This window comes from Bacillus sp. bc15, assembly GCF_900142585.1.
Taxonomy (GTDB): Bacteria; Bacillota; Bacilli; order Bacillales; family Bacillaceae_G; genus Bacillus_A; species Bacillus_A cereus.
Window position 1 is genome coordinate 484,105 of the sequence record NZ_FRBJ01000002.1, and the last position, 26,163, is coordinate 510,267.

Below are 26,163 nucleotides of genomic sequence, written 5' to 3' on the forward strand. Positions count from 1 at the left end.
TGGTTTTTAGCTTTTCAATTTATTCTTAATTATGTTTTTGTAAATTCATCTTAGTTTTTACTGTATAAGTTACTTTGTTTTTTAATCGAAAACAACTGAGTGTATGTTTTTCATATGACTCAATCGCTTTCGTTACTATCACTTTACACCTCAAGTGATTGAAAAGCAAGAGAAAAATCTCGAATTCGAGATTTTTTGTTAAATAACATTTAGGGTGTAAAATCTGATTATTTACGTAATTGACATTCTATTAAAACGCTCATTTACAGAAGAACATTATTCAAGTGAAGCCCTCTATAATTCAATTACAACTCCTTGAAAGTTTATGATACTATCCTGATCACACTTTTTATATTTAATGTTTTAAGGAAAAAAGCTATACTATAAGCGAAACTAAAAATCAGAAAGGAAATACCAGAACATGGAAAATTATATGCTATTTATCCTTACAGCACTCCTTATTATAATGATGCCTGGTCCCGGTTTTGCTTTAGTTACAAAAAACACTATCTCTCATGGTAGAAATGGTGGGATAAAGACCGTCTTAGGAACGGTATCTGGAATGATGATTCATACAATAATGGCTACACTAGGACTCTCTGCTATCTTAATGAAATTTGCTATGCTATTTACATTAATAAAATATGCTGGGGCATTTTATTTAATTTATTTAGCTGTAAAGTCAATTAAAAGTGCCTTTTCTAAAAAAGAAGATATGTCAGGTTCAGTGGAAATAAACTCTAAGGATATTGGAACGGTTAAAAGTTTTAGACAAGGATTTACCACGGCAATCTTAAACCCAAAAACGGCTGTATTTTTCCTTAGTTTTCTACCCCAATTTATTGTGAGTAATCAAAGTCATTTCTTCCAATTTCTTTTGTTGGGATTCACATTTACGACTTTGACAGCAATATGGTATTTACTTTATATCTCTCTAATACGTCAATTAAGAACTTTTTTAAGAAAAGAAAAGGTGAACCGTACAATAGAGGGTATTACTGGCACAGTATTATTAGTATTTGGAGTTAGGCTATTTTTCCAAAAATAAATATGTAATAGAGAGAGTTTAAAACTTTCGGTTTTTCCAATAAATGAATCAATATAAAAAGTATGGCTTTCAAACAGTAAAAAAGTGAACAAACGGGTGTGTTTGCGGAATAAGCTTCAATAAAATAACCAAACTTTTTATAAAGAAGTGAATCGATTATATTAAAATTGATATAAAGGCGTTATCCTTTCCTATGATTTCTCAGAAAGAATAACGCCTTTTTCTTTTTAGAGGGTATTTTTTCTAGTTAGCTTGATAACGATGTGGTTCTATCCCTTATAAAGTGAAACTTTAATCAGTGGGGGTTTTGTTCATCCCCCACTGATTATTAGTTGAACCAATCGGGCTTTTACGGACAGTTGATCCCCCACCTAACTTCTTTGCTTCCGCTGAATTTTGAGGTCGGGGTCTTACTGCCCGTTAATGCGGGATAAATGTTACAAAAACATTTATAATAGCTCTAACTTGCACAATGCTTCCCGTTAATATAATACGCTGACTCTGTGAAAACCGTAAATACAACCTCTACTTCTGGAAGTCCAAAATCCATTACATATGTAGTAATGGCCTTGGCAAATCGATTACGAATTTCCTGTCCACGCTCGAACCATTTCACTTCAATAAGAGGAAACGCTTCTATTTCTTCTCCATTGAATACATACGTAGAACTTGGTAGTTCCAACGTAAAATTATCCGTACCACACTCACAAATCTCTGCGAGCTCTTCTACTAATGGCTTGCTTATGTGTTTTAATTGTTCAGTAGTAATTCCACGAAACACAACATGCGGCATGTGAATCCCTCCTTTAGATAGTTTTATATTTGCTCACATCATAGCACAATTCTCCCACCTTTTAACAAAAATAGATGCTAAACAAGTTTCAACTCTTATTTTTAGGCCTGTTATACAGGCTGAAGCGATTCTAAGTATCTGCCATATTAAAGTTGATATGCTCCCATTCTAGTGGTGAGATATGTTTTAATCGTTCTTCGTTAACCCCATGCGTACTTCTTAACTATTTCATTTAATTTTTAATAAAGAAAACAGCCTCACTAAGCTTTTAAAACTTAATAAGGCCACTTTATTCACACTTTTAATTATGGAACGTCGGTTTATAGAACGAACGATTATCAAGTGCGAAGACACGCTCTGTGTATTCGCCTGGTTTTGTGCGTCCTAATGCGCGGTCCATCATGTTCATTTTTGCATCTAAGTTATCGATGTAATGCAGAATTTCTGCTTCTTTTACTAATGGTGGTTTTGGGCTACCCCATTCTGCTTTTCCGTGGTGAGAAAGGACGATGTGTTGAAGAATTAATACTTCTTCTGCATCGATTTGCAATTCGTCTGCTGCTTTACCGATTTCGTTCACCATGATAGAAATGTGGCCTAGTAAGTTTCCTTCTAACGTATACGTTGTAGAAATTGGGCCAGATAGTTCAATTACTTTACCAAGGTCATGTAAAATAACGCCTGCATATAGTAAGTCTTTATCTAATGATGGGTATAGATTTGAAATAGCTTTCGCTAAATCTAGCATCGATACGACGTGATAAGCTAGTCCAGATACGAACTCGTGATGGTTCTTTGTCGCTGCTGGATATTCTAAAAATTCGTTTTGATGCTTATTTAACAAATGTCTTGTTAGACGTTGAATGTTCGGATTTCTCATTTCAAATATGTATTGTGTAATTTTCTCAACCATATCTTCTTTTTTCACTGGTGCTTTTTCAACGAAATCCGAGATGTCTGTTACTTCATTTTCATTCGCAACACGGATTTGTTTCACACGTAATTGAATACGGCCTTTGTAATTTAAAATATCACCAGCTACTTTAACGATTGTTTCTGCTACATATTGTTTCTCAACTTCTGGTGATACGTCCCATAGCTTCGCTTCAATATCTCCACTTGGATCTTGTAAGATTACTGTTAAAAATGGCTTTCCATTACTTGCTAGACCTTTTGTCGCTGTTTTAATTAACAAGAAAACATCGACTTGTTCACCAACTTCATACTCTGCAATTTTCTTTTTCATTCGAATTCCTCCACCAAATCAGTTACTTTTAGTATAGCACACTACAACTCATTTTCTTTACGCATATGTGTTAATTTTATAATCTGTTTTTCTGTAAAATACGCAAGTAAATGCGCATGACATGTAAAGAATATGACTTGTCTATCCTTTGCAATTTCCTTTATTAGTTCAATCGTTCGATTCGTCCTTACCGCATCAAAGTGCACAAAACTATCATCAATAATAAATGGATAATCGTGTTCAAATGTTTTCGCAAGTGCAAATCTCAACGATAAATATAACTGCTCCGCTGTCGCTTGGCTTAGTTCATGACTGTAAAAACGCATACCGTCGTTACGCTCAACTATGAACGGCTCTGACTCTGACGGTGAAAAGATTTTACTATAGCGTCCGCCCGTTAAATACACAAAGTACTCTTCTGATTTTTGTAAAATACGTGGCAGATGCACTTCATGATAATATTGCTTCGTTTTCGTTAACACCGTTTTTGCGGCCGCATAAGCAGCCCACTTCTTCACTTGTTCACGCAATTGCGCTTTTTTCATTTCCCATTCATGCATTAAATCGCCATACGTACTACCTTCTTCTAAATTCGCAATTTCCATACGATGTTTCGCAATACGCTCTGTCAGTTCTTTCTCTTGCGCCAGGCAGTTTTGCACGACTGTCATTTCTCTCTTTAATTTCTCTTCATAACCGTCAGCTTCGTAATGTTCAGCTAGTGACAAGCTCGTTAAACGCTGTTCCAACAGATCAATTTGCGGTAATAAACGCACTACTTGTTTCTCAGCATCTTCACGTTTTTCCGCCAGTTTACCTTCTTCTAAAAACATCTCTTCATCTGTAGCCTCTGCAATATTCCATAATGCATTTCGTTCTACTAGCAGTTGTTTCAATTGCTCTTGCATGAACTCATATTCTTCTTGCCATTCAGCTAGCTTCTCTTTCAGCTGCTTACAAGTTTGTCTCTTCTCTTTCTCATTTTGCATAAGGCTTTGCGCCTCATACAACTTACTATACTCCGCACTACCGATAACAGTTTCTAGTTTCTGTTCAAAATGCGAAATCATTTCATATAATGAAGATTTTCGCGTACCTTGCTTATCTAATTCACGATATAATTGCTGCATTTTTTCAATACGCTCAAACGCTGGCAATATGTGTGCATACGTATAAAATTCTGGGAACATATAGCGCGTTTTATATGCATCTACTTGTTCTCCCGCCTGGAACGTTTCTCTCTCCCATTCCTCATACGATGAAACGACTTTATCATAAGCTCGCTCCATTTGCTGCAATTTATAAGACTCACGCTCAAATAGCTTACGAATTTCTTCATCCTTTTCTAACTGATAGCGCACAGACAGCGCTTCTTCACTTTGTCTTCCGCCAGCACTTTGCCGAAGAGTAAGAAGCTCTTCTTGTAATCCGCTTGATGGATCTTTATATAAAACAAGAGCAAGGACAATCCCTACAAAAACAATAACACTAATAAATAAGAGCGGGCGGTTATCAATAAATAAACTCGTGAATAAAACAAGCGTGTTAATAAGAAGTAACAGAAGACAAATTCTTTGCCACTGCTTTTTCTTTTGCATAGCTGCTCCTGCTTTTTCCTCATACTTGCGCTTCATTCTCTCTGCGCCCATACCGATAAACGCCGCATCTTGGAACGATTTCTCTTTCTCAACTAACGTATTTCGCTCTTCATCAACTAACATTTGTTTCTGAATCTGTCTTATATTTTCTTCTTGTTCTTCTAATTGCTCTTGCGCTACTTTAAAACGATCATCAAGCTGTGCTTTTTGCGTTTCTAATTCACGTGCCTTTTGCACGGTTTGCGTAATTAATTCTTTCGTTGCCAAACTCATGTCAAACGCAAGAACCGCTTCCTTTTCAAAAGTAGCACCAATTTGCTGTTCTAGTTCTGCAATTTCTTTTTTTATATTCGCAATACTTCCTGTCATATCACGCATTTCTTGGCGTGCATTTTCGTAAGACATATGTTGCATACGAAGTTCTTCTACATAACTTTCTTTTTGTAAAAACTCTTCATCTATTTGAATCGAGGCAATTTCCGATTGCACTGTCTCGATTTTCTTATGGAGCGAATCAACTTGTAACTGAAGCGGCTCCATCTTCGCCTTAATCGCTTCATAGCGCGCCATTCCGTTTACAGGAAACTGCCCGCTCTCATTTTCTAACACTTTCTCATGCGCACGCTTTTCAATAACGAGGGGCTCAAGCGCTGCTAATATTTCATAATCTTGCTTTCGCCTTTCTGCACTCTCTTTCTCTCCGCGAACAGAAGCAAGCTTCTCTTCACTTTCTTTTAACTGCTCCACTTGTTTTTCATACGTGCCAATTTTTCCTTGCCACTCTTTCATCTTCTCTTCAAGCTTCTTCATCTCTTGCAGTGACACGTTAATTTCCGGTTTACGCCCACTCGGTTTAAAACGCTGATCCATTTCTTTTTCTAGCTTTTTATCTAACTGTAATAGCGCATCGCTTCCGACTGCACTTGCTGAAAATAAATAATTGCCAATATCCGCTTCGCCGAGCTGATGAATATTTTGAAGACCATGCATATCAAATGAAAAGACCGATTCAAATAAACTTTCATTCATCCCGCTTAATATATCGTTTAAAATTTCCTCGCCGCCCGTTTTCCCGTCTTCAAAATAAACGGTCACCTCGCCAGCTGTCGTCTTTGGCAATCGTTCAATTTTCAAACGGCCGTACTGCTCTGTTTGTACAGTCATCGCACCGCCATACTTCCCGCCTTCTTTCGGCTCATAACGGCGCTGTCCTCTCGTCGGAAAACCGAACAGAATACTTTTCATAAACGAGCGAATTGTCGATTTCCCCGCTTCATTTTCACCGTATAGCACCGTCAGCAAGGAAAGATCCATTTCCACATTTTCTAATTTTCCGTACCCATAAATATGGAGTTTTTCAATTCTCATTTTTTATCCCTCTCTTGCTGGAATAATTGCTCTAAAATAATATTTTCTGCTTCCTTTTGAATCTCTTTCTTCTCGTCTTCTGTAAAAGATTCAATACTATTACGCGCTACAGGAGATGTCCAAATGGTGCGCAACACGCCGTCCATATTTGTGAAAGCTTCTAGCTCCTTTAGCACACTACCGACGAAATGATTTTCCGCTTTCAAACGTTCGATTTCTGCAAAAGAAACCGTCTCATTTTTCCACTTCATTGCATATACGAAATCTTTTCGCTCTTCGCCAGATGCTAAAATGTGAAAAATCTCTTCCACACGCTTTTCGTCACGCAAATAAGGAGAAAGTGGGCCCTGCCCTGTGAATACGACAGTTAAAAGCGTCCCTTCCTCTTCTCTTCGGCACTCATTCATCGCAGTTGACATGCTCGTCATAAGTTCATCAACAGTTTCAAGTCCATCAATACAAACTTCGATCTCATCCCATACAACATCTGCCGTATGGAAAAATGAGCAATGCGTTCCTTGTTTCGTAAGTTCAATAAGGTACGCACCCTTCTCACCTGTTTCCTTACGATGACGACCTTGTATGTTCCCTGGATAAATAATGTATGGCTCTTCTGATAAAATTTCACGTTTATGTATATGGCCAAGAGCCCAATAATCAAACTGTTTTTCTTTCAACTCACGAGTTTGAAACGGTGCATAGCGATTATGCTCTGCATCTCCTTCCACACTTCCGTGAAGCATGCCAATATGAAAAGGCGCATCACTCATTTTCGTATACTGCGCTGTCATATTATCCGTTACCGCTTGCTGCAAATAACTAAACCCATAAATAGAAGCTAATAGCTCACCATTTTTATAAAATGATTTCTCTTCTACGTAAGGCTCCGTAAACACATGAACATTTTCCGGAAACTCAATCGCTGCCCAGCTTCCTCCTAAATGATCATGGTTACCGTGAATAATAAAAACAGGGATATCGTACTGCGAAAGTCTCTTCATTTGCTCACGCACAAACACTTGCGCCCTCAAACTTCTCGTCTCCGCATCATACAAATCCCCAGCTAGTAATACGAAATCAACGCGCTCTTGAATCGCTTTATCAACAATACGCTCAAATGATTCAAACGTACTTTGCTTCATTCTCTCCCAAACAGACTGCGCAACATTCATCTCCATTCCTTTAAACGGACTATCCAAATGCAAATCAGCCGCATGTATAAACTTTACTTGTTTCACAAATAACGATCCTTTCTATCTTTCAAAAGTTTCATTTTATTAAAATTAACATCGCTGAAAACTAATCATCATCGAGAATGAAAATATTCTCGATGATTAAAGTTTCATTCTATTTTACCACGCAATGTCATATATTTCTTTGCATATTGTAGCGTTTTATGTCAAAATAATTATAAGATTCTGATTTTAATTATTGGAGGGAATTTTCATGGGAGTATACGTTCTAACAGTCTTTGAAAAAGATGGTTCAAAAGCATTAGACGAATCATTCGAGGCGGCAACTGAAAAAGAAGCAAAAGCAAAAGGTGAATCTATTTTACAAGAAAAAGGATTGTATGAAAAAACACATCGCTGTACATCTACTGCAGGTAAGCTCGTTTTATTCCAGCGCTAAAAAAAAGAAGCGTCATCCGCTTCTTTTTCACTCTACTATATCTTCGTCACACCACGTAAACACCACATCTAGAATGCGATTACCAATACGTACGCGTTTATTCCATTTACCTGTTTGGATCTGATGTTGCAATTCAGCTTTCATCTTTTCCGTCCAGTCGTGAATCGTTTCACTACCGTCGTACGGATATACGCCTGGAAACTCTTCCTGCAGTAGATGCAAGCTCTCTGCATCAAAATGAAAATGGAAGAAGTAGTTTGCTGTAAGCGATGGTTCTTGCAATCGTAAAAAATGATCATCAATTTGCTTTCTATTTCTATAGAAAGTAAAGATATTCACTTTACCGCTAGTAATTTGGTCAATTTGAATTTCGTGCTTCTCTATAATCACGTCTTGTCCACCTCGTTGTATACTATCTTTAGTATATATGTCTTTTGCAACAAAGTTAACCATTTTCGCGCGAAATTCATTTCCTTCATTATATTACCTGTACCTCCATATGCAATCAGAACAAATAAAAACAAAGTTGAAGGGGAGCGATCACATGTATTTCGGAAGCAAAGGTTGGTATGTAAAAGAACTTAAAAAATTAGGTATCCGTACTTATGAAGGTAAAAAACTAGAATCGTATCGTACGCATGTGTTATCTAGTTTACTTGAGAGAATGAAGAAAGCTTCGGCTTAATAGAAAAACACCTCCCGAATTCGCATACTAAGTATGCAAATTCAATGGAGGTGTTTTTATCAGTTTTCATAAAAGATTTTTTGCTTCCGCTGGAACGGATACGTTTTAATCTCAGCTGTATCTAAATCTTCATTGAATAAATGAATGGCTATAATTTGTCTACAATCGTAAGTATGGTAATAATATGTTCCAGACTCCATACACATTGCACTTGTATAGATCGTATTATCTAATATACCGTCTTCTGTTATTACTGCCCCCTTAGGAACCTCACAATTTGATAAGATATGAAAAATAGCCGATATCCCCTCTTCTTCGTTCTCTATACTTTGAATGTTTTGTTTGCCATATGCTGCCCGTACAAATCTTGATGGCGGGGTGAAATCTCCAGGAAGTCCCATTGTTCCTGAACCTTGGCCAAAAGCACTTAATGGTACATCTCCCCACTCAGTTGGCGCAAATGGCTGCGATTTAAGTCCAATATATTGTCTTAAATTTTGTAAATGCCAATTAAACTCCGGACTATTAGTCATTACTCCTATTGGATTGTCATACACTTTTATTCCATCAGCTGTCGGCTCAAGTACAATACACGCTCCCGATTTATCTGCTAAAATCCAATGTAGCGGTGGCGTAATTCCTAAAACTGGTAATGGCACATCTATAAAGGCAATGTTATCAATATATTTTCTTAATTCTTCAACAGAATTGAACTGCGTGAGGCTCCAAGTCACAAAATCAAATGGTGCTACATTCGTTTTATTGCTATCTATATGATTACTATAAGTAGAAAATCCTGGGAAATAGAGAGTTGCACATGTCATACCAGTTTCATTTACTCCGTCCGCCATCATGACCCTTCCTCCAAAATTAATTCCCATTCCGACAACAGCCTTTTTCGCTCGGATCGTTTCACCAGTTATATTGTTCCACTGATAACGCCGAGGAATGATTATTACTTCTTGATTCATATCTAATGTGAAATCCATTGTTCTCCCAAAAAGATGCTGGAAATTTTTTGTTTGTAACGTCAAACTAGTACACATGAAGAAATCCCCCCATTTTATAGTTCTATAAACATTTTATAAAATTCCGATAAATACGTAAATTAAAAACCCTATTTATCACTAACAAAATAATCGCCCAAACCAAAAATGCTATAATAAACCCAATCAAACTAAGGGGGCAAATTACTTTGCTTGGAACATGCATTCAATTTCATAAGTTTGGCAATCCAAAAGACGTATTACAAGTTGAATATAAAAATATAGAACCACTGAAAGATAATGAAGTTTTCGTTCGTATGCTAGTTAGACCGATTAATCCATCTGACTTAATTCCCATCACTGGAGCATACGCACATAGAATCCCTTTGCCTAACATACCTGGTTATGAAGGTGTTGGTATTGTAGAAGATGTAGGCGCTTTTGTTTCTCGAGACCTTATCGGTAAACGTGTGTTACCTTTACGCGGGAAAGGTACTTGGCAAGAATATGTGAAGACATTAGCTGATTTTGTAGTCCCTGTTCCTGATTCCATTGATGATTTTACAGCGGCACAAATGTATATTAATCCTCTTACTGCGTGGGTTACATGTACAGAAACGCTAAACTTACAGCATAATGATGTTTTATTAGTGAATGCTTGTGGATCCGCTATTGGACATCTATTTGCGCAGTTATCACAAATTTTAAATTTCCGATTAATTGCTGTTACAAGAAATAATAAGCATACAGAAGAATTACTGCGCCTTGGTGCTGCATATGTAATTGATACTTCCACTACCCCGCTTTATGAAACAGTTATGTCATTAACAAACGGGCTCGGTGCGGATGCTGCAATTGATTCCATCGGAGGACCGGATGGAAATGAATTAGCTTTCTCCTTACGTCCAAACGGGCATTTTTTAACGATAGGTCTCCTATCGGGCGTACAAGTAAACTGGGCCGAGATTGTCACGAGAGCAAAAGTACACGCAAACATATTTCATTTACGACATTGGAATAATGAAGTGTCACCATATAAATGGCAAGAAACGTTTCGTCACTTAATTCGTTTAGTAGAAAATAAGCAATTGTGTTTTATGACGGTACATTCTACGTATGACTTAGCAGATGTGAAAGCGGCAGTTGATGTTGTGCAATCTGCTGAGAAAACGAAAGGGAAAGTGTTTTTGACGAGTTATTGAATGCAATTGAAGACTCTATTTTGATTGATTTTTTTATGCCTTATAAACCTAATTTTGATATCCCGGCTTCAACTACCTAAAAATAACATTGTCAACAGCACTTATATTGGTTATCATAAAAGCGAACATAACAGGAGATGAGCAGATGAATATGAACGAAAAGAAATCTTTTTCAAAAGTTTCTCGGCGGAAATTAGTCGATGAAGTATTGGAACGTCTACAAGAGAAAATCTTTTCTGGGAAGTATGAAGTTGGTGATCGCCTCCCTACAGAGCCGCAATTAATGGAAGAGTTAGGGGTAGGACGCTCAACGCTACGAGAAAGCATAAAAATATTAGTACATGCTGGCATATTAGAAGTTCGACAAGGACAAGGTACTCGTATTGTCTCACTTAATATAACGCAAGATTCATTTGAAAAACGACTACAAGCAGCTAATATAAATCATGTGTATGAAGCACGAAATATGTTAGATAAAGAAGTAGCGATGTTAGCGGCACAGCGCCGAAGCGACGAGGATCTTTTATACTTAAAAGGACATTTGAATAAAAGAAAAAATGCCCTTCAAGAAGGAAATTATGTAGCATACATAGATGCAGACATTCAGTTTCATCTAGCCATTGCAAAGGCGAGCAAAAACGAAGTTCTACTTGATTTGTATCAATCTTTCGTACCTGCCCTTCGTCACATTTTAAGCCAATTCATATTAAATACAGCGAACTATGAAGATAACTCTGACATTCATGAAAAGTTATTCCAAGCGATTTTAAAACAAAATACTGAAGAAGCACGAAAATACGCTGTTCAAAATTTGGAGCTGAAATAAGCTCCTTATCTATTACACAAAAACATCAGATGATATACTCAATAACATCTGATGTTTAAGAGAGGAGAAAATGAAATTGAAACATCAAGAACGAACTTATTTGTATATACTAGCGCTATTTTTTGTTTCTATTAATTTACGTATCGGAATTACATCTGTTTCACCTGTATTAGAAACAATCCGACAAGACTTAAATATAAGCAATTTTTCCGTTAGTTTTTTAACAGCTATTCCTGTTTTTTGTATGGGGACATTCGCATTACTGACTGGGAAGGTAATTAAGAAATACGGGGCAGAAAAATCAATTATGGCTTGTCTTATTTTAATTGGCTTGGCAACATGTATGAGAGCTTTTACCTTTTCTATTTCCACATTATTCGCGAGCTCTTTATTTATCGGTATTGGAATTGCACTTGCAGGTCCGTTATTATCAGGTTTTATTAAAGAAAAATTCCCTACGAAAATCGGCTTAATGATTGGAATATATTCAGTAGGTATGGGTACTGGTGCTTCTTTAAGTGCAGGATTAATGATTCCTTTACAACATGTATTAAAAGGATCTTGGAATATGGCACTCGCTTTTTGGGGTGCACTAACTATTATCGCCATTATATTTTGGTATCCCATTATGAAACGAAAAAAGAAGACGAGCACACAAAATAAAAAGAATAATAAATTGCCTTTAAGAAATAAAAAAGCATGGTTATTTACAATCTTTTTCGGACTACAATCAGGAATCTTTTATTCCATTACGACTTGGCTTGCGCCAGCAAATCAAAGTATGGGTGTGAGTAGCGAGCAAGCGGGTACTCTTATAACTGTTTTTACAGTGATTCAAATGATATGTAGCTTTTTAATTCCAACATTAGCGGATATTTATAAAAACAGAGCACTTTGGTTATTAGGAAGTATATGCTTTGTACTCGTAGGTTTATCGCTTATGATTTACCCACTAACTACACCATGGACCCCTTCTATTTTACTAGGGATCGGGCTCGGCGGCGTATTTCCACTCGCTCTTATGCTGCCACTATATGAAACAAAAACTTCAGAAGATGCAAGTGCATGGACTGCTATGATGCAATCAGGAGGATATATTATGGGCGGATTCATTCCTGTCCTAGCTGGAATCGCTCGTGACTATTTTGATAGTTATACGCAAGTTTTTATTATAATGGCACTTTTAAGCTTAATTTTACTCCTATTAACTTTAGTCATGAACAAAAAGGAAGGAGAAGCAAAAAATCTTATCTCCGCTTAAACTAAAAAATGTTATTACATGGTATAATTTGGTTAAAATACGAAAGGAGCTTCTAATATGTGGTTCATTTCGGCAATCGCGCCCGTTTTAATAGTTGGTGGAATTGTAGTATTTGTAATAAAAAGAATGGAACGGAAATATAAAGAAGGAAAATTAGGTAAGAAAAAATCTCAAAAAGCTCAACTGTTATTAGATAGTTTAATACCTATAGGAATGCTTTTTGGCTGTATAATTGGTTTGATTTTCGGCATGTTTTCCCCAGATTTCTCACTGCTTTCAATTAGTTTAGGATCCGGAATAGGCTATTTATTTGGATTTTTTGCTTATAAAATTTATAGCAAGACAGGAAACAATTTTTGTTAATCCAAAAGGAATAAGCGGGACAGTACATAGTAATCATATAAAATATGTAACTGTCCTTTATTTTTGCATCAATGTTATCAATTTTTCTTCCACATCCTATACACCTTTTTTATTGATGTTTCTCTCCTCTTTCTTTCGCATATCCGCTTTTTTGTTCTTCTCGGCTCTATAACCAAAGTAAAGTAGCGCACATGTAGTAATAGAACCTACAATGTATCCTAAAAAGCCTCCTAACCAAAACATAAAAATTGCCTCCAATCCATTATAAATTTTATGTAGTAGACATCTGTAAACCGCTCTCGGTACCTCCGTTTTTTATTACAGATTGGAAAATCCCCCCTAACTATTCCATCCATGAACATTCTGTCTTCTCTATTTTGATTATTATCTATAAAATTATTTATACCACTAATTCTTCCATTATCTCAAATAACAACTTTATTATAAAGTTTGCACTCACATTACATATATGTAGCATCACTGTCTCTTTTTCATTTTACCCTTGCAACTGGAGTTTACTTCTACAACTTAAAAACAAAAAACCCCCTCAAAGCATAAACTTCAAGGGGTGAGCCTGTTTTTTATTTACTTATATACGTACAGCTGTACCACTTACAGCAACCATTAACATTCCATCACGAACAACTTCGTAATCTACGTCAATACCAACGATAGCGTTCGCACCTTTTTGTTTTGCGAGTTCTTTCATTTCATCCATTGCGATATCACGAGCTTCTTTTAGCTTGCTTTCATAAGAACCAGCACGACCACCGACAACATCACGAACTGAAGCGAATAAATCGCGGACAATATTTGCACCCATAATAGCTTCACCATTTACAATATCGATATACTCAATAATTTCTTTACCTTGAATTCCAGACGTTGTTGTTACAATCATGACTGACACTCTCCTAATAAGTTGTAGTTTTGATAAGCTTTCTTATGTCTTTATTATGACATGGAAAAAGTATCTAATCCATTGAATTACCTTACAGGAATGTGACAGTTTTGTAATAATAAAGCGCGCATTATGTTTAATTTTAATAAAGTGCTTTAATATTGGGATACATAAACGATTCTCTATTTTCTTTCCAATCCTTTTCTACTTCTTTAAAAGTTGGTCGCCCTAATTCTTTGTTATTTTCATGTTTACTAAACCATTTTTTCACATACTGGTCTCCATTTTTGTTTTGAACTGTACAAAGGAAACTATTACTGCTATCCTTTAATATTTTTACAATCACGAAAAGGCACCTCTTCCCTTTTAAATAACATGATAGAACTTGATCTTTTACTATAAGCCCTTCCTCTCTTATAGTCATACGACTCCTCGGCCGCGCCAAAGTTGTAAGATCAAAAAACGATATTCACTTTGTTTATATTTTATTTAAAGAAATCAGAGTTATAGGCATTATGCTTATCAAATATTTTATAGATTTCTAACTTATCGTCTAATTTTGCATCTACTAAAATTAATATATTGCCATCGTAAATATATTCTTCATACTTTTTAGCATGGTCTTCAGGGATTCCTAAGCCGATAAATGCTCCTATTAAACTTCCAGCTCCTCCGCCAATACCGGCTCCTCCAATAGCTGCTGCGATTGGTCCTGCTGCTACAATTGGACCCATTCCAGAAACGGCAAGTACACCAAGACCTGTTAATAATCCACCAAGCCCGCCTGCTACCCCTCCAGCTACAAGCCCTGTCGCTGAAAAGATATCTGCTTTATGTGCAGTTTCGCTATTCACTTTTTCACCCGATTTTTCTTCAAGGTGTTCAATTTCCTTTTGATCTTTCGCAATAGCTGAAATATTCTCTGCTGAGTATCCTTTATCATTTAATTCATTAATAACGAGTGCCGCATCATCAATTGTTCTAAAAACACCTACTATTTTTCTATCTACATTCATAACTATTAACCTCCTAAAGTTTTATATAATGTATCTTTATTTTTCTTCATTTCTGTATACACTAATCTTCTTATTAACATAACCATTTACGAAGAAAGCGAATAGTAAAAGCACTACAAGTGAACTACTTAACAAGTAAATTAAATCAAATGTAATATCAATCATCATTTCATTCATGTATACCAGGCTCCTTTTTATTTAAAGTAAAAGTATATTTTGATAGACTAATCTACTAAACATAGACATCTTACAATTCATCTTCAATCAATCTCTTTGTAGTATATGTATACCCTTCCTAACCTTTTCTAAACGTAAAAAAACTATACTTATATTTTTTCTTATTTATATGTTTAACATTTTTTAAAACGGGTATGTTTATATTGTTATGCTTACTATATGGAAAGGAATATTACGATGAACGCCATTCACTCTACTACTATTTCTTATAATGAAACACCTACAATAACTCAGATTCATCATTTTTATGCTTTAATGACAACATTTCAAGCTAATTTGTTTATAAGTAAACATGGAACAATGACATCAATCAAAAATTTAAGCACTCTAGTATCCTTTTTCCTTACTGTAAAAAAGAAAGATCTTATATTATTTATTTTTGAAGGAATAGATGCAAAAAGAGCTTTAAGAACACTCTTCCCTTCTTAGAATGTTTGTTATCCTCTATTCCCTCGTTTACTACCTTTCATATATGTTTTTATATTTCAAAATGATTTCCTCTATAAAAAAAGAACCCCCTAATACAATAGGGGGATTTCTAGTTTGGCCTTATGAAAACTGATATAATATATATTACGTTTTTCATTCTTTAAAATAGAAAAGTTTTAATAACCTTGAAGGTAGGAATTTTTAATGAACTCGAAAGCAAAATTTAGTATTCGCTACAAAATTATGGCTGGTTATTTAGTTATCATTTTGTTCTTACTTGTTTCTTTCATTATGTTAAACAATGAGATTTCCAACTTACAAAAATCTCGTAATTTTATTATTGATCATGATTTTAAAGTTCTCAATTTGACGAATCAAGTGGAGAAAGAGTTACTAACAATTGAAAATAAAGCGAAAGGGTTTATCATTTCTAATAACCCTAATTACGTGCAATCCCTTAACTCTGCGGAAAAGGATTACGAAAAACATTATCAAGATCTTTTTTCTTTATTAGAGGATAACCCCTCTCAGCAAGAAAAATTAAAACAGATTAACGAAAACATTACTAGTTGGATTAATAAAGAGATTCACCCACTTATTACAAATAATAATAGTAATAATGTACAAACAATCGACACGACTCAAATTCAGTCCTTACAGTCACAGGTAACTAACTTCCGTAGCACTGAGGAGCAATTAACGAAAAAAAGAGCAGCACAATTAGATACTGAAAATAATAAATTAGAGATTTGGTTATACAGTTTATTGTTCTTACTTTCTTTTATTTCCATTATCGTTTCACTCTATATTTCGAATTCCATTACAAAAACGATTAAAAATGTAATTCAAGCTATTAAATCAATTTCTTCTAAAGAAAAAATTACGGAAAGAATTCATGTAAATACACATGATGAAATAAAAGATCTTGCTCATACAACGAATCACCTACTAGACGAAATATCGAAAAGAGAGTGGTTACAAACGGAGCTTGCAGAATTAATTTTAATGTATCAAGGTGTATCTTCTATTGAGATGTTAGGTAAAAAAATTCTTAGTGGAATTATACAAAAAACGCAAACTTCTTGCGGTGCATTTTATGTACGTGAAGAATATGAAGAAACTGTCTACTATGTGAAAAAAGCTTCTTTCGCCGATCAAGGTGCTGATATTGGGAAACAATCCATTCAAATGGGTGAAGGTTTCATTGGACAGTCTGCCTTAGAAAAGAAAAGTTTTATTCTCAGGGATATACCCGAAGAGTTTCGTTATGTCACTAGCGGAGTATTAGAAATACGTCCTAAAAATCTACTAGTCATCCCTATCTTATTTGAGGATGAGGTGATTGCAGTAATGGAGTTAGTAAGTGTAACTGAGATTTCAGACTTACATCAAGATTTAATTCAACAAACTATTGATAATCTAGGTTTAACAATCCATAGCATTATAGGACGTATGCGAATTCAAACTCTTTTACATGAATCACAAGCAATGACAGAAGAGTTACAAGTTCAATCAGAAGAATTACAAACGCAAGCTGAAGAACTACAAATGCAAGCTGAAGAATTACGAACAACGAATGAACAATTAGAGTCTAGAACTGAAGAAGCTGAACAAAAGACAGCTGACTTACAAATTACCAAATCAGAATTAGAAGAAAAAGCAAGCGAGTTGTTACGCAGCTCAAAATACAAATCTGAGTTCCTAGCAAATATGTCACATGAATTACGCACACCGTTAAATAGTATTTTACTATTATCTGAAATGTTAAGAGAAAATCATGATAATCATTTATCGGATGATGAAATTGAACTAGCAACTGTCATTCATTCATCAGGGAAAGACTTACTTACTTTAATTAATGACATACTAGATTTATCTAAAGTAGAAGCAGGCAAACTAGACATCATTTTTGAAGCAACGAACATAAGTGACATGGCAGCCAATATGCATCAAAACTTTTTACATATAGCTGCACAAAAAAATGTCGAATTTACTATTGAAGACAGTGATACGATTCCTGATCTGTTTTATACAGATGCAAAACGGATTGAGCAAATTATTAAAAACTTATTATCCAATGCATTTAAATTCACGGAAAAAGGATCCGTTTCTTTACATTTCGATTCAATAGAAACAACCAATTTAAGTCATGATATGCAGTCTATAAGTAAAGATTGGATTACAATTTCAGTAAAAGATACTGGTATTGGTATCGCTAAAGAACAGCATCAACTTATTTTCGAAGCCTTTCAACAGGCAGATGGAGCAACGATTCGAAAGTATGGTGGCACAGGACTAGGTTTATCTATTTGTAAAGAGTTTGCTAGATTGTTAGGTGGTTGGATTACGTTAGAGAGTAATGTAGGAGAAGGTAGTACTTTCACAGTATATATTCCTAACCTTCCAAATGGATTACATGATATACAGTTATCCAATTTAGAAGTCGCAGCAACGATAGAAGATGTTATTCCTGCTGAAGTTGTTGAAGAAACTATCGGTACTACCGAAACAAATAACGTCTTCCAAGAGAAAAACATTTTAATTGTCGATGATGATCATCGAAATATATTTGCGTTACAAAATGCATTAAAAAAACAAAATGCCAACATTATTACTGCCCAAAACGGCATAGAGTGTTTAGAAATACTAAAAAGCAATACAAATATTGACCTTATTTTAATGGATATTATGATGCCTAATATGGACGGTTATGAAACGATGGAAAATATCCGAATGAACTTAGGGTTACATGAAATACCTATTATCGCATTAACTGCTAAAGCAATGCCAAATGATAAGGAAAAATGTTTATCTGCTGGCGCTTCAGATTATATAAGTAAACCATTAAACCTACATCAACTCTATTCGGTAATGAGTGTATGGTTAATAAAATAAGTGAGGTTTAGTTGGAGTGGAAAATAAGTATTATAATTTTGATCCATCAGTAGATACGGATGAGCGCACGAACTTAGAAATTGAATTACTATTGGAAGCGGTATTTAAACTATCAGGATTTGATTTTCGCCAATATGCTCGCACATCTATTTATAGAAGGATTTGTAATCGAATGCAGCTCTCTAATATCCCAACCATTTCAAAATTAATTGAAAAAGTAATTCACGAGGAAGGGGTTTTAGAACAGTTATTAAATGATTTCTCGATTAATGTAACTGAGATGTTCCGTAACCCTGCCTTTTTTAAAGCGCTAAGAGAGCATGTTATTCCTGAATTGAAAAAGCAACCTGAAATTAGAATTTGGCATGCTGGATGCGCAACTGGTGAAGAAGTATTATCGATGTCCATCTTACTTCACGAAGAAGGATTAAGTGAAAAGTCGGTTATTTACGCAACAGATATGAATACAAATGTGTTAGAAAAAGCAAAACAAGCTATCCTCCCGTTAAATAAAATGCAAACTTATACGAAAAACTATTTACAAGCTGGCGGTACACAAGCATTTTCTAACTATTATTCAACAGATAATCGTTTTGCTTATTTTAATCCTTCACTGTTACAAAACATTATTTTTGCACAGCATAATTTAGTAACCGATCAATCTTTTAACGAGTTTCATATTATACTTTGTCGTAACGTTTTAATTTACTTTACAAGTAAACTTCAAAATCAAGTGCAGCAACTATTTTATGAAAGCTTAAGTCACAATGGATTTCTATGTTTAGGAAATAAAGAAACTCTTCGTTTTTCAAATATAATGCCGCATTATACCCAATTTAATCCTAGTGAACAAATTTATCAAAAAATACAATAAAGTGAAACTTTAATCAGTGGGGGTATCCCCCACTGATTATTAGTTGAACCAATCGGGCATTTACGGGCAGTTGATCTCCCACCTACCTTCTTTGCTTCAGACTATTTTTTTTGGTAGGAGTCTTACTGCCCGTTAATGCGAAATAAAAAGCGTATGAAATCCTCTGTTTGGATTTCATACGCTTTTTATTTCGCATTCGTTTGTATCATAATTAGACACATATCATCTGATTGCGCTTTCTTTTGTTCTTCCTTGTAAAACCCTTCTATCTCGCCTTCTAAATCTCCCCATTTTCTTTCTGTAAAAGTACGTAATTTCTCTTCAGCCTCAAATTCATCATTTGCAATTGCTTCAAGAACACCATCTGTAAACAATACGATTTGAGCGCTCTTCTCAAAAGGTATAACTGTCTTTTTAACTTTTATTTCATCAAAAAATCCTACCGCACAACTCCCGCGATTTAGTTCAACCATATTTGTTTCATCAACTAAAACGTATCCAGAAGGATGCCCTGCATTTACATATTCAATCGTTCTCTTTTCTGTATCTACTACTAAATATATCGCTGTAAAATAATATGGAATATCGTCATTCTCATTATGTAAAAGAGTCATATATTTATTTAAGTCTTTAATGACAAGTTCTGGATCGATTAAAGATTTAATCGTTTCACGTAATACAGACGAAATAAACATACAAACTAATGAAGCAGATATACCATGTCCCATCACGTCTAATAATATAATACCGTAGCGGTTTTCATCGATTTTATACCAATAATACATATCTCCAGCTAATTTAAATGAAGGTAAGTAACTTGCTTCAATTTTTATATAATCTTCTCTTAATGGGCTACTTAATAAGTTTCTTTGTACTTGCGTAGCTAAATCTAATTCATTCCGAAGATTTTCTTCTTGTTCTTTATGCCAATTTAATTCCGATTTCAAGCGTAACGCTACACGCATACGTGCTAATAGTTCAACTTTATTTATAGGTTTCGTAATATAATCCATTGCCCCCATATCAAGAGCTTCGGCCAATTTATTTGCATCCTCTAAAGCTGTAACAAAAATAATAGGGATATCTTTAAACTTCTCCTCTTTTTGTAATCGCCTACAAACTTCAAGTCCATCAATTTCAGGCATCATAATATCTAATAGTATTAAATCAATTTCATTATGCCTGGAAGAATCTTTTCCAAACTGTATGTATTCGAAGAGCTCTTGTGCAGAATTGAGCGATACAAGATCATGATATCCGGCTTGTTTTAAAATCTTCTCAATTACAAATATGTTAACCGGATTATCATCAACAATTAAAATGGACACAAGTTATTTCCCCTTTTCTTATTTAAAATGTAAATCTATTATCATTTTCTATTTTTCTAGTATTACATACTCAGTTACAAAATGAAAATTTCTTACTCAAACATATTTATACAACAAAAGAACAAACCCCTAGAAATAGGAATTTGTTCTTTCACTCTATAAATTTCTACTTTTAATTTAACACCATTGCTTTATCATTTAAAAGACGATCTAATTCTTCCATATGATTAGTTTCATCTGCAATCATATCTTCTAGTTTTACAACTAACTCTGTCATATTTAATTTCGCTGCCTGTTCTTTTCTCGTTTCATAACGCTTAATTGTTTCATATTCTGATTGTCTAGCGGATTCTAACATTTCTCTAACATCTTCTACTTGTTTCACTGGTAAAGGGATCGTAGTAGGTGTACCACCTAGCGTCTTAATTTTCTCCGCTAAATATAGGGCATGTCCTTGTTCATCACTAATTTCAGATTCAAAGAAAGGTTTTAACACTTGTCTATATATACCAGAAACTGTAGCTGCATTATGGTTATACATAATAATTGCTGAGTATTCTCCTGCTAAATCTTCATTCAATCCTTCGATTAGTTCTTTCACATCGTGTGACATTTTCATATCTCCTCCTATACTTAATAAGTACCCCTTTTCTCATGTTTTAAACATAATTATTTTAAATTTTTATGTATCTAAAAATGCGGCTTGCTTCAATTTACTTATCGCTTGTCTTTTAATACGAGAAACGTGCATTTGCGAAATACCTAACCGTTCTCCTGTATCTTTTTGATTTAAATTTTCTCCAAATATATAATGAATAACACTCTTTTCCGTATCATTTAATACGTTAAAAATATCCTCTAAAACGAGACGTCTTTCTGTCTGTTCATATCCTTGCTCTACTTCACCTACAGATTCAATTCTCGCTACCGAACTACCATCAGATGCATTTTCAACTACATCATCTAAGGAAGATACTCGATAATTATTTTTAGCATCCATAATCTCTAGAACTTCCTCTTCCGATAGTCCTAAATGATTTGCGATTTCTATAATCTTCGGCGAACGTTGCAGGTGATCTGTTAACTCCTCTATCGCAATTTTAATTTTCCCGCCCAAATCTTTAATTCGTCTTGGAACGTGAATGCCCCAAGTTTTATCGCGTAAATACTTCTTTATTTCCCCTACTATCGTAGGTATTGCAAAAGGCTCAAAAGCATTCCCTATCGAATAATCATACCTTCTTATTGCACCTAAGAGCCCTAACATACCTACTTGTATAATATCCTCATGCATCGGCCCGCCTTTTGAATAACGATATGCAATGGAATATACGAGATTTTTATAATGATCAACTAACCTTTCCTGCGCTTCATTACATTGGTTTTGTTGGAATTCTGCAATTAGCTTAATAACGTCTTCTTTAGTAAGAGTTGTAGGTTGAGATTGGATTTCCATCATTCTCCACCTGCTCTCTTTGTATATATTTTGTCATTAAAACTGTCATGCCCTCATCATGCATAATTTGTATATCATCCATTAACGTATTGATTAAATATAAACCTAAACCATTTTCTGGCAAATGTTCTACTGGTTTATTAATATCATACGGACCAACTTTACTTTTTAAACTATTAAAATCAAAGCTAACTCCATTATCCGCAGCCATAATTTCTAATCGATCTTCATATAAGCCAAAGACAATTGTAATTTCTCCAACGTCTTCTTTATATGCATGTTGTACAATGTTTGTACATGCTTCACTAATAGCAATTTTCATATCTTCTATATCGTCATAAGCAAAGCCCATTCGATTCGCAACACCAGCCATTGTTAAACGAATAATAGCCACATATTCTGCCTTTGCAGGAATTTTCATTTCTATCTTTTCAAATCTCTCCATCATCCCTAGTCACCTTCTTTCTACTTTTTCAAAATCGGAATTCAAATTTAATATTTCTGTTAACCCTGTAATATCGAATAATCTTTTTAATCTTTTAGATACACCGATAAACTCTAGTTTTCCATCATTTTTCTTAACTGCTTTTAATAGCGCTATAAAAACACCTAAACCAGTACTATCCATATAATCTACGTTATGAAAATCTACTACAATATGAACCTCTTTTTCACTTGTAATAGGCATTACCTTATTTTTTAAATCTGATGCCGTATACGCATCAATCTCACCATTAAGTTGTACCGTATAACCTACATCATTTTGCAAAATATTTATTTCCAAATTCATCATTTCCGCCCCCTTATCTCAAACTTTTACTATTTAATTACCCATAAAAATTAGTTTTAAACATATTTTTTTATTTTCATTATAAATAAATTTTCTACACCTTTCTCGGCTTAACACTTAAAAAATACTACCGAATGTTTAAACCTTATAAATTTGTGTATGTATAATGTATAAACATTATTTTTAGGGGGATCTATCTATGGAAGAGCACAACTTTAAAAAGGGAGATTTTGTTCAATTTTCTTATCGACACGATCATGCTACAACGTTAGTTGGTTCCATTATTAACATACTAACAAATACAATTGTAGTTGATATAGGTAATAGCGAGGACTTATCTCATATAGAACCGAGGCAGGTCGTAAGAATAAATAATTGTGAAAAAGTGACGATGGTTTAATACATAATAAAAAGTGTAATTTCAATGAGCGGGGCCTTCATCCCCCGCTTATTCCTATGCAGATTACATTAAAAAAGCATCCAATTAAATTAATTGGATGCTTTTTTATGTATATTTATCAGTTCATTCACTTTATAGTTATATATAATAAACTTAAGATTATTATTCATTATCATACTTACGCTTTCCGCAGCATTCTAGAGAAGAATGTAACGATTAAAATAAAGACGATTGCACCTAATAACGCTGGAAGAACAAAAATGCCTCCCCATTCAGGACCCCAATGACCAAATAACGCACTACCTACCCAAGATCCAATCAAACCAGCAATCACATTACCAACTATACCTAAAGGAAAGTCTTTTCCCGTAATCATTCCAGCTAACGCACCAATAAGTCCACCTACAATACACGTAATAATAAGTCCCACAATTAGACCCCCTATATATTTTTATAATGGATTTATCAAGCTTTGGTGTTTAACCAAAGCTTGATAAACATGTATTATTCTTTATTATCCAATCCATCACTTATCTTTTGTTTCACTTTTCCGACTTTTTCTTTTATAGTTCCCTTCGTCTTCTCCCACTTCCCTTCATTTTTCAACTCTCTATCTTCTGTAACTTCACCAATTCCTTCTTTTAATTGCCCTTTTTTCTTTTCAACTTTACCAGTAATTTGTTCTTTCAGCCCGCTCTCACTCATATTTCCCATCTCCTTTTCGTAATAGATTTATAGATGTAAAGGGTACAAAATTAAATAGAATACATGCATCTTCTTTCGTGTAACCATTCACCGACTCTTTCTAAATCCTTAACGAATAACAAGATTTTCCCTTCATCTAGCTTTTCTTCGTAGAAGTTTGCTTCTTCCTCATTAAGCCCTAACTCCTGCATCTTATTTCTTAACTGATCTCCCGTTTTTTGAAAGACGTTAATAATGCTTGTCCCAAGTCCTTCCTCTTTTATTCCAATCGTGTTCACGTCTGCATTATCTGCGATTCTATCTGTCCTCTCTTTCTCATGTGTTAACACGTAAATATCTTTTTGTTCTATTCCTTTCTTCACTAGATCATTTGCCGCATTCATGACCTCTTTCTCCGTAATAAATTCATATACAAAAGGTTTACTATACTTCGTTTCCATCTTTAACTTCCTCCTTTAAAATGAATTATTTGTTATATTATATGTAGTACACCTATTTTCGAAATGTTAAACATAAAATATGAAAAAAGTTATGTGAATTTTAATTTTAATAGAAAATGAACAACATCATTTACCACTTTAAAACATCTTCTCCTTACAATAACCACCTAAATTAACAGAAAATTGTTATAATTGAATTTGAGGAGGGATACTATGAAAAAAATCATATCTATATGCGCTCTAACCGCTCTATCTTTCACTTTAATAGATTGTACAAACACCTCGGCTACAGATAAAGCTTCACAAGTTAAGCAAGAACACACACAACATACCTTTCAATTAAACTCCGCAAATATTTCAGACATTGAAATACTAAAAACAACAAATCATACTACTTCCAAATCTCAAACAGATAACGAAGAAATGATAAAATCTATCGTTTCAGCAGTTCAAAATGGAACACCTAAAACAATCACTTTAGATCAAAAAAAGAGAGAATCTGCACATTCTACTATTACCGTTACATATAAAGATGACTCAAAAGAAGAATTTCTTGTATGGGTTGATAATAAGGAACAAATTACAATCGCTAAAAATGAGAAGAAAGATAAGGTAGAAGGTGTGATAGTGAATATTAAAGATGCTAAAATGATGAAGGATTTCTTTTAAAATTCTAGTTAACGTTAAAAAAAGAGTAGGATTACATCCTACTCTTTTTTTAATCATGCTCAATAAATAGACTTTTATAAAAGCTATTTAAGGTCTAATTTTGCTAAATCATGTTGTAAAACATTATTTCCTTCTTGTGGGTTAAATACGATTGCACTAAGACCAAAAACATTCGTAACAACATCTCTATCTTTCGGACGAATGATTCTTACTTCATAAGCAAAAAGTGCTGGAGGAAGAGCTGCTGAACGAAAAGTAACATATCGATTAGGTGGCAATGTTTGCGTTGAAGGGTCTATTAATGGTAACAATACCGGAGAACCAGATGACCAATCAAACATTTCAACAGTTACTCTACGAGTATCGTCGGGATCAACATTCATAGCATCCACAGTAAGAAATAACGTAGCGGAATGTCTACGTAATATACCCGTTGATAAAGTTTCATTATGATGTTCACAGCATTTTTTTGGAGGGTGACCATAGCCATAACTCATACCAATTCCCCCCTTTCATTTACAATTAAGGACAAGTATTCCTTATAATAGATAATGCTAGTATTCTTTTATTGAAAGGTATAAAAGCGGATTTCTATCTATATTTTTGGATATTTTGTTTTTTATTTATTCGCTCTTAAAGAATAAAGTGAAACTTTAAATCAGCCCTCGCCAATAGAGGTCTTACTCCCCGACAAATAGCGGGATAAATCTATTTTGAAAAGGACCTGCTCCATTCATTCGTAAAAGCATAAAGTAAATGGAATCCGTTAAAACACATGAGTGACCCCTTGGTTTTCCCTTCCTATTAAAAGGAGGAACTGTTATGGGCTTTGGTGGTAGTTGTGGTGGCTGTGGCTTCGCTGGAGGATTTGCTTTATTAGTTGTATTGTTCATTTTATTAATCATCGTTGGAGCTGCTTGCTTCTGCTAAAAAACTATCGGAAAAGACACTTTTATATGAGTGTCTTTTCTTCATAAAAAATACGCAATGTGCAGTTTAAGTGTAAGATGTAGTA

Annotated in this window: 33 protein-coding genes; 13 read left to right on the plus strand and 20 right to left on the minus strand. The window is 34.5% G+C overall.

The features are described from left to right. The first annotated feature begins 421 nt into the window (after nucleotides 1–421). The gene (locus BUA87_RS12325) at nucleotides 422–1,048 is read left to right on the plus strand and encodes a LysE family translocator (protein WP_000433006.1); all 627 of its coding nucleotides are present in this window, start codon (nucleotides 422–424) and stop codon (nucleotides 1,046–1,048) included. A 460-nt stretch (nucleotides 1,049–1,508) separates the two neighbouring features. Here the strand turns inward: BUA87_RS12325 and BUA87_RS12335 are convergent, their stop codons facing one another. The 4 genes from BUA87_RS12335 to BUA87_RS12350 all read right to left on the minus strand — a co-directional run bounded on the left by BUA87_RS12335 (nucleotide 1,509) and on the right by BUA87_RS12350 (nucleotide 7,291). Next, on the minus strand, nucleotides 1,509–1,841 hold the full coding sequence (locus tag BUA87_RS12335) for a DUF1904 family protein (RefSeq protein ID WP_001120959.1): 333 nt from the start codon (nucleotides 1,839–1,841) through the stop codon (nucleotides 1,509–1,511). Nucleotides 1,842–2,142: 301 nt separating this feature from the next. After that, entirely contained in the window at nucleotides 2,143–3,087 is a 945-nt protein-coding gene (gene yhaM, locus BUA87_RS12340) for a 3'-5' exoribonuclease YhaM (RefSeq protein WP_000726652.1), read from the minus strand. 41 nt (nucleotides 3,088–3,128) lie between these two features. Beyond that, entirely contained in the window at nucleotides 3,129–6,053 is a 2,925-nt protein-coding gene (locus tag BUA87_RS12345; RefSeq protein ID WP_072939792.1) for an ATP-binding protein, read from the minus strand. Then, nucleotides 6,050–7,291, minus strand: coding sequence for a metallophosphoesterase family protein (locus BUA87_RS12350; protein WP_072939795.1), 1,242 nt, complete (start codon nucleotides 7,289–7,291; stop codon nucleotides 6,050–6,052). Before BUA87_RS12350 ends, BUA87_RS12345 begins: the two co-directional genes overlap by 4 nt. Before the next feature lie 208 nt (nucleotides 7,292–7,499). On the opposite strand from BUA87_RS12350, the gene BUA87_RS12355 reads away from it, so the two are divergent. Next, entirely contained in the window at nucleotides 7,500–7,685 is a 186-nt protein-coding gene (locus BUA87_RS12355; protein ID WP_000539552.1) for a YhzD family protein, read from the plus strand. 27 nt (nucleotides 7,686–7,712) lie between these two features. Here the strand turns inward: BUA87_RS12355 and BUA87_RS12360 are convergent, their stop codons facing one another. Next, on the minus strand, nucleotides 7,713–8,075 hold the full coding sequence (locus BUA87_RS12360; RefSeq protein WP_000582776.1) for a hypothetical protein: 363 nt from the start codon (nucleotides 8,073–8,075) through the stop codon (nucleotides 7,713–7,715). A 154-nt stretch (nucleotides 8,076–8,229) separates the two neighbouring features. Here BUA87_RS12360 and BUA87_RS12365 point away from each other — a divergent pair, with 154 nt between their 5' ends. Continuing rightward, on the plus strand, nucleotides 8,230–8,370 hold the full coding sequence (locus BUA87_RS12365) for a YflJ family protein (RefSeq protein WP_000273536.1): 141 nt from the start codon (nucleotides 8,230–8,232) through the stop codon (nucleotides 8,368–8,370). 59 nt (nucleotides 8,371–8,429) lie between these two features. Here BUA87_RS12365 and bsh read toward each other — a convergent pair whose 3' ends face one another. Next, the gene (bsh, locus tag BUA87_RS12370) at nucleotides 8,430–9,416 is read right to left on the minus strand and encodes a choloylglycine hydrolase (RefSeq protein WP_072939799.1); all 987 of its coding nucleotides are present in this window, start codon (nucleotides 9,414–9,416) and stop codon (nucleotides 8,430–8,432) included. Nucleotides 9,417–9,565: 149 nt separating this feature from the next. Between bsh and BUA87_RS12375 the strand changes: the two genes are divergently transcribed. From BUA87_RS12375 to BUA87_RS12390, 4 genes are all read left to right on the plus strand, one after another. Continuing rightward, the gene (locus tag BUA87_RS12375) at nucleotides 9,566–10,558 is read left to right on the plus strand and encodes a zinc-dependent alcohol dehydrogenase family protein (RefSeq protein ID WP_072939802.1); all 993 of its coding nucleotides are present in this window, start codon (nucleotides 9,566–9,568) and stop codon (nucleotides 10,556–10,558) included. 145 nt (nucleotides 10,559–10,703) lie between these two features. Beyond that, nucleotides 10,704–11,384 (plus strand): FadR/GntR family transcriptional regulator, encoded by a 681-nt coding sequence (locus BUA87_RS12380; protein WP_001056900.1) that lies wholly within the window; start codon nucleotides 10,704–10,706, stop codon nucleotides 11,382–11,384. Between the two features lie 70 nt (nucleotides 11,385–11,454). Then, nucleotides 11,455–12,645 (plus strand): MFS transporter, encoded by a 1,191-nt coding sequence (locus BUA87_RS12385; RefSeq protein ID WP_072939804.1) that lies wholly within the window; start codon nucleotides 11,455–11,457, stop codon nucleotides 12,643–12,645. A 57-nt stretch (nucleotides 12,646–12,702) separates the two neighbouring features. After that, nucleotides 12,703–13,008, plus strand: a complete 306-nt coding sequence (locus BUA87_RS12390; protein WP_072939808.1) for a hypothetical protein — start codon at nucleotides 12,703–12,705, stop codon at nucleotides 13,006–13,008. Between the two features lie 96 nt (nucleotides 13,009–13,104). Here BUA87_RS12390 and BUA87_RS31335 read toward each other — a convergent pair whose 3' ends face one another. The 5 genes from BUA87_RS31335 to BUA87_RS31340 all read right to left on the minus strand — a co-directional run bounded on the left by BUA87_RS31335 (nucleotide 13,105) and on the right by BUA87_RS31340 (nucleotide 15,102). Further along, nucleotides 13,105–13,251 carry a hypothetical protein gene (locus BUA87_RS31335; RefSeq protein ID WP_000498642.1) on the minus strand — a complete coding sequence of 49 codons (147 nt, stop codon included), beginning with the start codon at nucleotides 13,249–13,251 and terminating at the stop codon, nucleotides 13,105–13,107. Between the two features lie 346 nt (nucleotides 13,252–13,597). After that, nucleotides 13,598–13,909, minus strand: coding sequence for a YbjQ family protein (locus BUA87_RS12400; protein ID WP_000637510.1), 312 nt, complete (start codon nucleotides 13,907–13,909; stop codon nucleotides 13,598–13,600). Between the two features lie 142 nt (nucleotides 13,910–14,051). Then, nucleotides 14,052–14,255 (minus strand): DUF4028 family protein, encoded by a 204-nt coding sequence (locus BUA87_RS12405; protein ID WP_000635853.1) that lies wholly within the window; start codon nucleotides 14,253–14,255, stop codon nucleotides 14,052–14,054. Between the two features lie 139 nt (nucleotides 14,256–14,394). Then, on the minus strand, nucleotides 14,395–14,925 hold the full coding sequence (locus tag BUA87_RS12410) for a general stress protein (protein WP_001100092.1): 531 nt from the start codon (nucleotides 14,923–14,925) through the stop codon (nucleotides 14,395–14,397). 36 nt (nucleotides 14,926–14,961) lie between these two features. Continuing rightward, nucleotides 14,962–15,102 carry a hypothetical protein gene (locus BUA87_RS31340; protein WP_001004567.1) on the minus strand — a complete coding sequence of 47 codons (141 nt, stop codon included), beginning with the start codon at nucleotides 15,100–15,102 and terminating at the stop codon, nucleotides 14,962–14,964. A 237-nt stretch (nucleotides 15,103–15,339) separates the two neighbouring features. On the opposite strand from BUA87_RS31340, the gene BUA87_RS12415 reads away from it, so the two are divergent. The 3 genes from BUA87_RS12415 to BUA87_RS12425 all read left to right on the plus strand — a co-directional run bounded on the left by BUA87_RS12415 (nucleotide 15,340) and on the right by BUA87_RS12425 (nucleotide 19,360). Continuing rightward, complete coding sequence (locus BUA87_RS12415; protein ID WP_000991350.1) at nucleotides 15,340–15,591, plus strand: hypothetical protein; 252 nt, start codon at nucleotides 15,340–15,342, stop codon at nucleotides 15,589–15,591. A 204-nt stretch (nucleotides 15,592–15,795) separates the two neighbouring features. Continuing rightward, entirely contained in the window at nucleotides 15,796–18,486 is a 2,691-nt protein-coding gene (locus BUA87_RS12420) for an ATP-binding protein (RefSeq protein WP_072939812.1), read from the plus strand. A 16-nt stretch (nucleotides 18,487–18,502) separates the two neighbouring features. Beyond that, nucleotides 18,503–19,360 carry a CheR family methyltransferase gene (locus BUA87_RS12425; protein WP_000429043.1) on the plus strand — a complete coding sequence of 286 codons (858 nt, stop codon included), beginning with the start codon at nucleotides 18,503–18,505 and terminating at the stop codon, nucleotides 19,358–19,360. A gap of 185 nt (nucleotides 19,361–19,545) precedes the next feature. On the opposite strand, the gene BUA87_RS12430 is transcribed toward BUA87_RS12425, so the two are convergent. The 5 genes from BUA87_RS12430 to rsbV form a co-directional block, all read right to left on the minus strand. After that, nucleotides 19,546–20,688 carry a fused response regulator/phosphatase gene (locus tag BUA87_RS12430; protein WP_072939815.1) on the minus strand — a complete coding sequence of 381 codons (1,143 nt, stop codon included), beginning with the start codon at nucleotides 20,686–20,688 and terminating at the stop codon, nucleotides 19,546–19,548. A gap of 172 nt (nucleotides 20,689–20,860) precedes the next feature. Continuing rightward, on the minus strand, nucleotides 20,861–21,301 hold the full coding sequence (locus tag BUA87_RS12435) for a ferritin-like domain-containing protein (RefSeq protein WP_000017755.1): 441 nt from the start codon (nucleotides 21,299–21,301) through the stop codon (nucleotides 20,861–20,863). Between the two features lie 69 nt (nucleotides 21,302–21,370). Next, nucleotides 21,371–22,147, minus strand: a complete 777-nt coding sequence (sigB, locus tag BUA87_RS12440; RefSeq protein ID WP_072939818.1) for an RNA polymerase sigma factor SigB — start codon at nucleotides 22,145–22,147, stop codon at nucleotides 21,371–21,373. Further along, nucleotides 22,110–22,592 (minus strand): anti-sigma B factor RsbW, encoded by a 483-nt coding sequence (gene rsbW, locus BUA87_RS12445; RefSeq protein WP_016513181.1) that lies wholly within the window; start codon nucleotides 22,590–22,592, stop codon nucleotides 22,110–22,112. The genes sigB and rsbW overlap by 38 nt, the downstream gene beginning before the upstream one ends. Before the next feature lie 6 nt (nucleotides 22,593–22,598). Continuing rightward, a complete protein-coding gene (gene rsbV, locus BUA87_RS12450; protein ID WP_002106052.1) occupies nucleotides 22,599–22,937 on the minus strand; it encodes an anti sigma b factor antagonist RsbV in 339 nt (112 codons plus the stop codon). 196 nt (nucleotides 22,938–23,133) lie between these two features. Between rsbV and BUA87_RS12455 the strand changes: the two genes are divergently transcribed. Then, nucleotides 23,134–23,334, plus strand: a complete 201-nt coding sequence (locus BUA87_RS12455; protein ID WP_029442044.1) for a hypothetical protein — start codon at nucleotides 23,134–23,136, stop codon at nucleotides 23,332–23,334. 178 nt (nucleotides 23,335–23,512) lie between these two features. Here BUA87_RS12455 and BUA87_RS12460 read toward each other — a convergent pair whose 3' ends face one another. From BUA87_RS12460 to BUA87_RS12470, 3 genes are all read right to left on the minus strand, one after another. Continuing rightward, nucleotides 23,513–23,764, minus strand: a complete 252-nt coding sequence (locus BUA87_RS12460) for a GlsB/YeaQ/YmgE family stress response membrane protein (RefSeq protein WP_000522903.1) — start codon at nucleotides 23,762–23,764, stop codon at nucleotides 23,513–23,515. Between the two features lie 74 nt (nucleotides 23,765–23,838). Beyond that, complete coding sequence (locus BUA87_RS12465; RefSeq protein WP_053565102.1) at nucleotides 23,839–24,039, minus strand: CsbD family protein; 201 nt, start codon at nucleotides 24,037–24,039, stop codon at nucleotides 23,839–23,841. A 50-nt stretch (nucleotides 24,040–24,089) separates the two neighbouring features. Continuing rightward, entirely contained in the window at nucleotides 24,090–24,479 is a 390-nt protein-coding gene (locus BUA87_RS12470) for a YflT domain-containing protein (protein ID WP_016125605.1), read from the minus strand. 213 nt (nucleotides 24,480–24,692) lie between these two features. On the opposite strand from BUA87_RS12470, the gene BUA87_RS12475 reads away from it, so the two are divergent. Then, a complete protein-coding gene (locus BUA87_RS12475; protein ID WP_072939820.1) occupies nucleotides 24,693–25,148 on the plus strand; it encodes a hypothetical protein in 456 nt (151 codons plus the stop codon). A gap of 83 nt (nucleotides 25,149–25,231) precedes the next feature. Here BUA87_RS12475 and BUA87_RS12480 read toward each other — a convergent pair whose 3' ends face one another. Then, nucleotides 25,232–25,645: a hypothetical protein gene (locus BUA87_RS12480; RefSeq protein ID WP_000120208.1), complete on the minus strand. Its 414-nt coding sequence runs from the start codon at nucleotides 25,643–25,645 to the stop codon at nucleotides 25,232–25,234. Nucleotides 25,646–25,970: 325 nt separating this feature from the next. Between BUA87_RS12480 and BUA87_RS12485 the strand changes: the two genes are divergently transcribed. Further along, on the plus strand, nucleotides 25,971–26,078 hold the full coding sequence (locus tag BUA87_RS12485) for a YjcZ family sporulation protein (protein ID WP_000505670.1): 108 nt from the start codon (nucleotides 25,971–25,973) through the stop codon (nucleotides 26,076–26,078). The last annotated feature ends 85 nt before the right edge of the window (nucleotides 26,079–26,163 follow it).

Excerpts from the sequence above, each read along its gene's own strand:
- BUA87_RS12325 (WP_000433006.1), top strand. The coding sequence starts at position 422 with ATGGAAAATTATATGCTATTTATCCTTACAGCACTCCTTATTATAATG.
- BUA87_RS12335 (WP_001120959.1), bottom strand. The coding sequence starts at position 1,841 with ATGCCGCATGTTGTGTTTCGTGGAATTACTACTGAACAATTAAAACAC.
- yhaM (WP_000726652.1), bottom strand. The coding sequence starts at position 3,087 with ATGAAAAAGAAAATTGCAGAGTATGAAGTTGGTGAACAAGTCGATGTT.
- BUA87_RS12345 (WP_072939792.1), bottom strand. The coding sequence starts at position 6,053 with ATGAGAATTGAAAAACTCCATATTTATGGGTACGGAAAATTAGAAAAT.
- BUA87_RS12355 (WP_000539552.1), top strand. The coding sequence starts at position 7,500 with ATGGGAGTATACGTTCTAACAGTCTTTGAAAAAGATGGTTCAAAAGCA.
- BUA87_RS12365 (WP_000273536.1), top strand. The coding sequence starts at position 8,230 with ATGTATTTCGGAAGCAAAGGTTGGTATGTAAAAGAACTTAAAAAATTA.
- bsh (WP_072939799.1), bottom strand. The coding sequence starts at position 9,416 with ATGTGTACTAGTTTGACGTTACAAACAAAAAATTTCCAGCATCTTTTT.
- BUA87_RS12380 (WP_001056900.1), top strand. The coding sequence starts at position 10,704 with ATGAATATGAACGAAAAGAAATCTTTTTCAAAAGTTTCTCGGCGGAAA.
- BUA87_RS12385 (WP_072939804.1), top strand. The coding sequence starts at position 11,455 with ATGAAATTGAAACATCAAGAACGAACTTATTTGTATATACTAGCGCTA.
- BUA87_RS12390 (WP_072939808.1), top strand. The coding sequence starts at position 12,703 with ATGTGGTTCATTTCGGCAATCGCGCCCGTTTTAATAGTTGGTGGAATT.
- BUA87_RS31335 (WP_000498642.1), bottom strand. The coding sequence starts at position 13,251 with ATGTTTTGGTTAGGAGGCTTTTTAGGATACATTGTAGGTTCTATTACT.
- BUA87_RS12400 (WP_000637510.1), bottom strand. The coding sequence starts at position 13,909 with ATGATTGTAACAACAACGTCTGGAATTCAAGGTAAAGAAATTATTGAG.
- BUA87_RS12410 (WP_001100092.1), bottom strand. The coding sequence starts at position 14,925 with ATGAATGTAGATAGAAAAATAGTAGGTGTTTTTAGAACAATTGATGAT.
- BUA87_RS31340 (WP_001004567.1), bottom strand. The coding sequence starts at position 15,102 with ATGAATGAAATGATGATTGATATTACATTTGATTTAATTTACTTGTTA.
- BUA87_RS12415 (WP_000991350.1), top strand. The coding sequence starts at position 15,340 with ATGAACGCCATTCACTCTACTACTATTTCTTATAATGAAACACCTACA.
- BUA87_RS12420 (WP_072939812.1), top strand. The coding sequence starts at position 15,796 with ATGAACTCGAAAGCAAAATTTAGTATTCGCTACAAAATTATGGCTGGT.
- BUA87_RS12435 (WP_000017755.1), bottom strand. The coding sequence starts at position 21,301 with ATGTCACACGATGTGAAAGAACTAATCGAAGGATTGAATGAAGATTTA.
- sigB (WP_072939818.1), bottom strand. The coding sequence starts at position 22,147 with ATGATGGAAATCCAATCTCAACCTACAACTCTTACTAAAGAAGACGTT.
- rsbW (WP_016513181.1), bottom strand. The coding sequence starts at position 22,592 with ATGATGGAGAGATTTGAAAAGATAGAAATGAAAATTCCTGCAAAGGCA.
- rsbV (WP_002106052.1), bottom strand. The coding sequence starts at position 22,937 with ATGATGAATTTGGAAATAAATATTTTGCAAAATGATGTAGGTTATACG.
- BUA87_RS12455 (WP_029442044.1), top strand. The coding sequence starts at position 23,134 with ATGGAAGAGCACAACTTTAAAAAGGGAGATTTTGTTCAATTTTCTTAT.
- BUA87_RS12465 (WP_053565102.1), bottom strand. The coding sequence starts at position 24,039 with ATGAGTGAGAGCGGGCTGAAAGAACAAATTACTGGTAAAGTTGAAAAG.
- BUA87_RS12470 (WP_016125605.1), bottom strand. The coding sequence starts at position 24,479 with ATGGAAACGAAGTATAGTAAACCTTTTGTATATGAATTTATTACGGAG.
- BUA87_RS12475 (WP_072939820.1), top strand. The coding sequence starts at position 24,693 with ATGAAAAAAATCATATCTATATGCGCTCTAACCGCTCTATCTTTCACT.
- BUA87_RS12480 (WP_000120208.1), bottom strand. The coding sequence starts at position 25,645 with ATGAGTTATGGCTATGGTCACCCTCCAAAAAAATGCTGTGAACATCAT.
- BUA87_RS12485 (WP_000505670.1), top strand. The coding sequence starts at position 25,971 with ATGGGCTTTGGTGGTAGTTGTGGTGGCTGTGGCTTCGCTGGAGGATTT.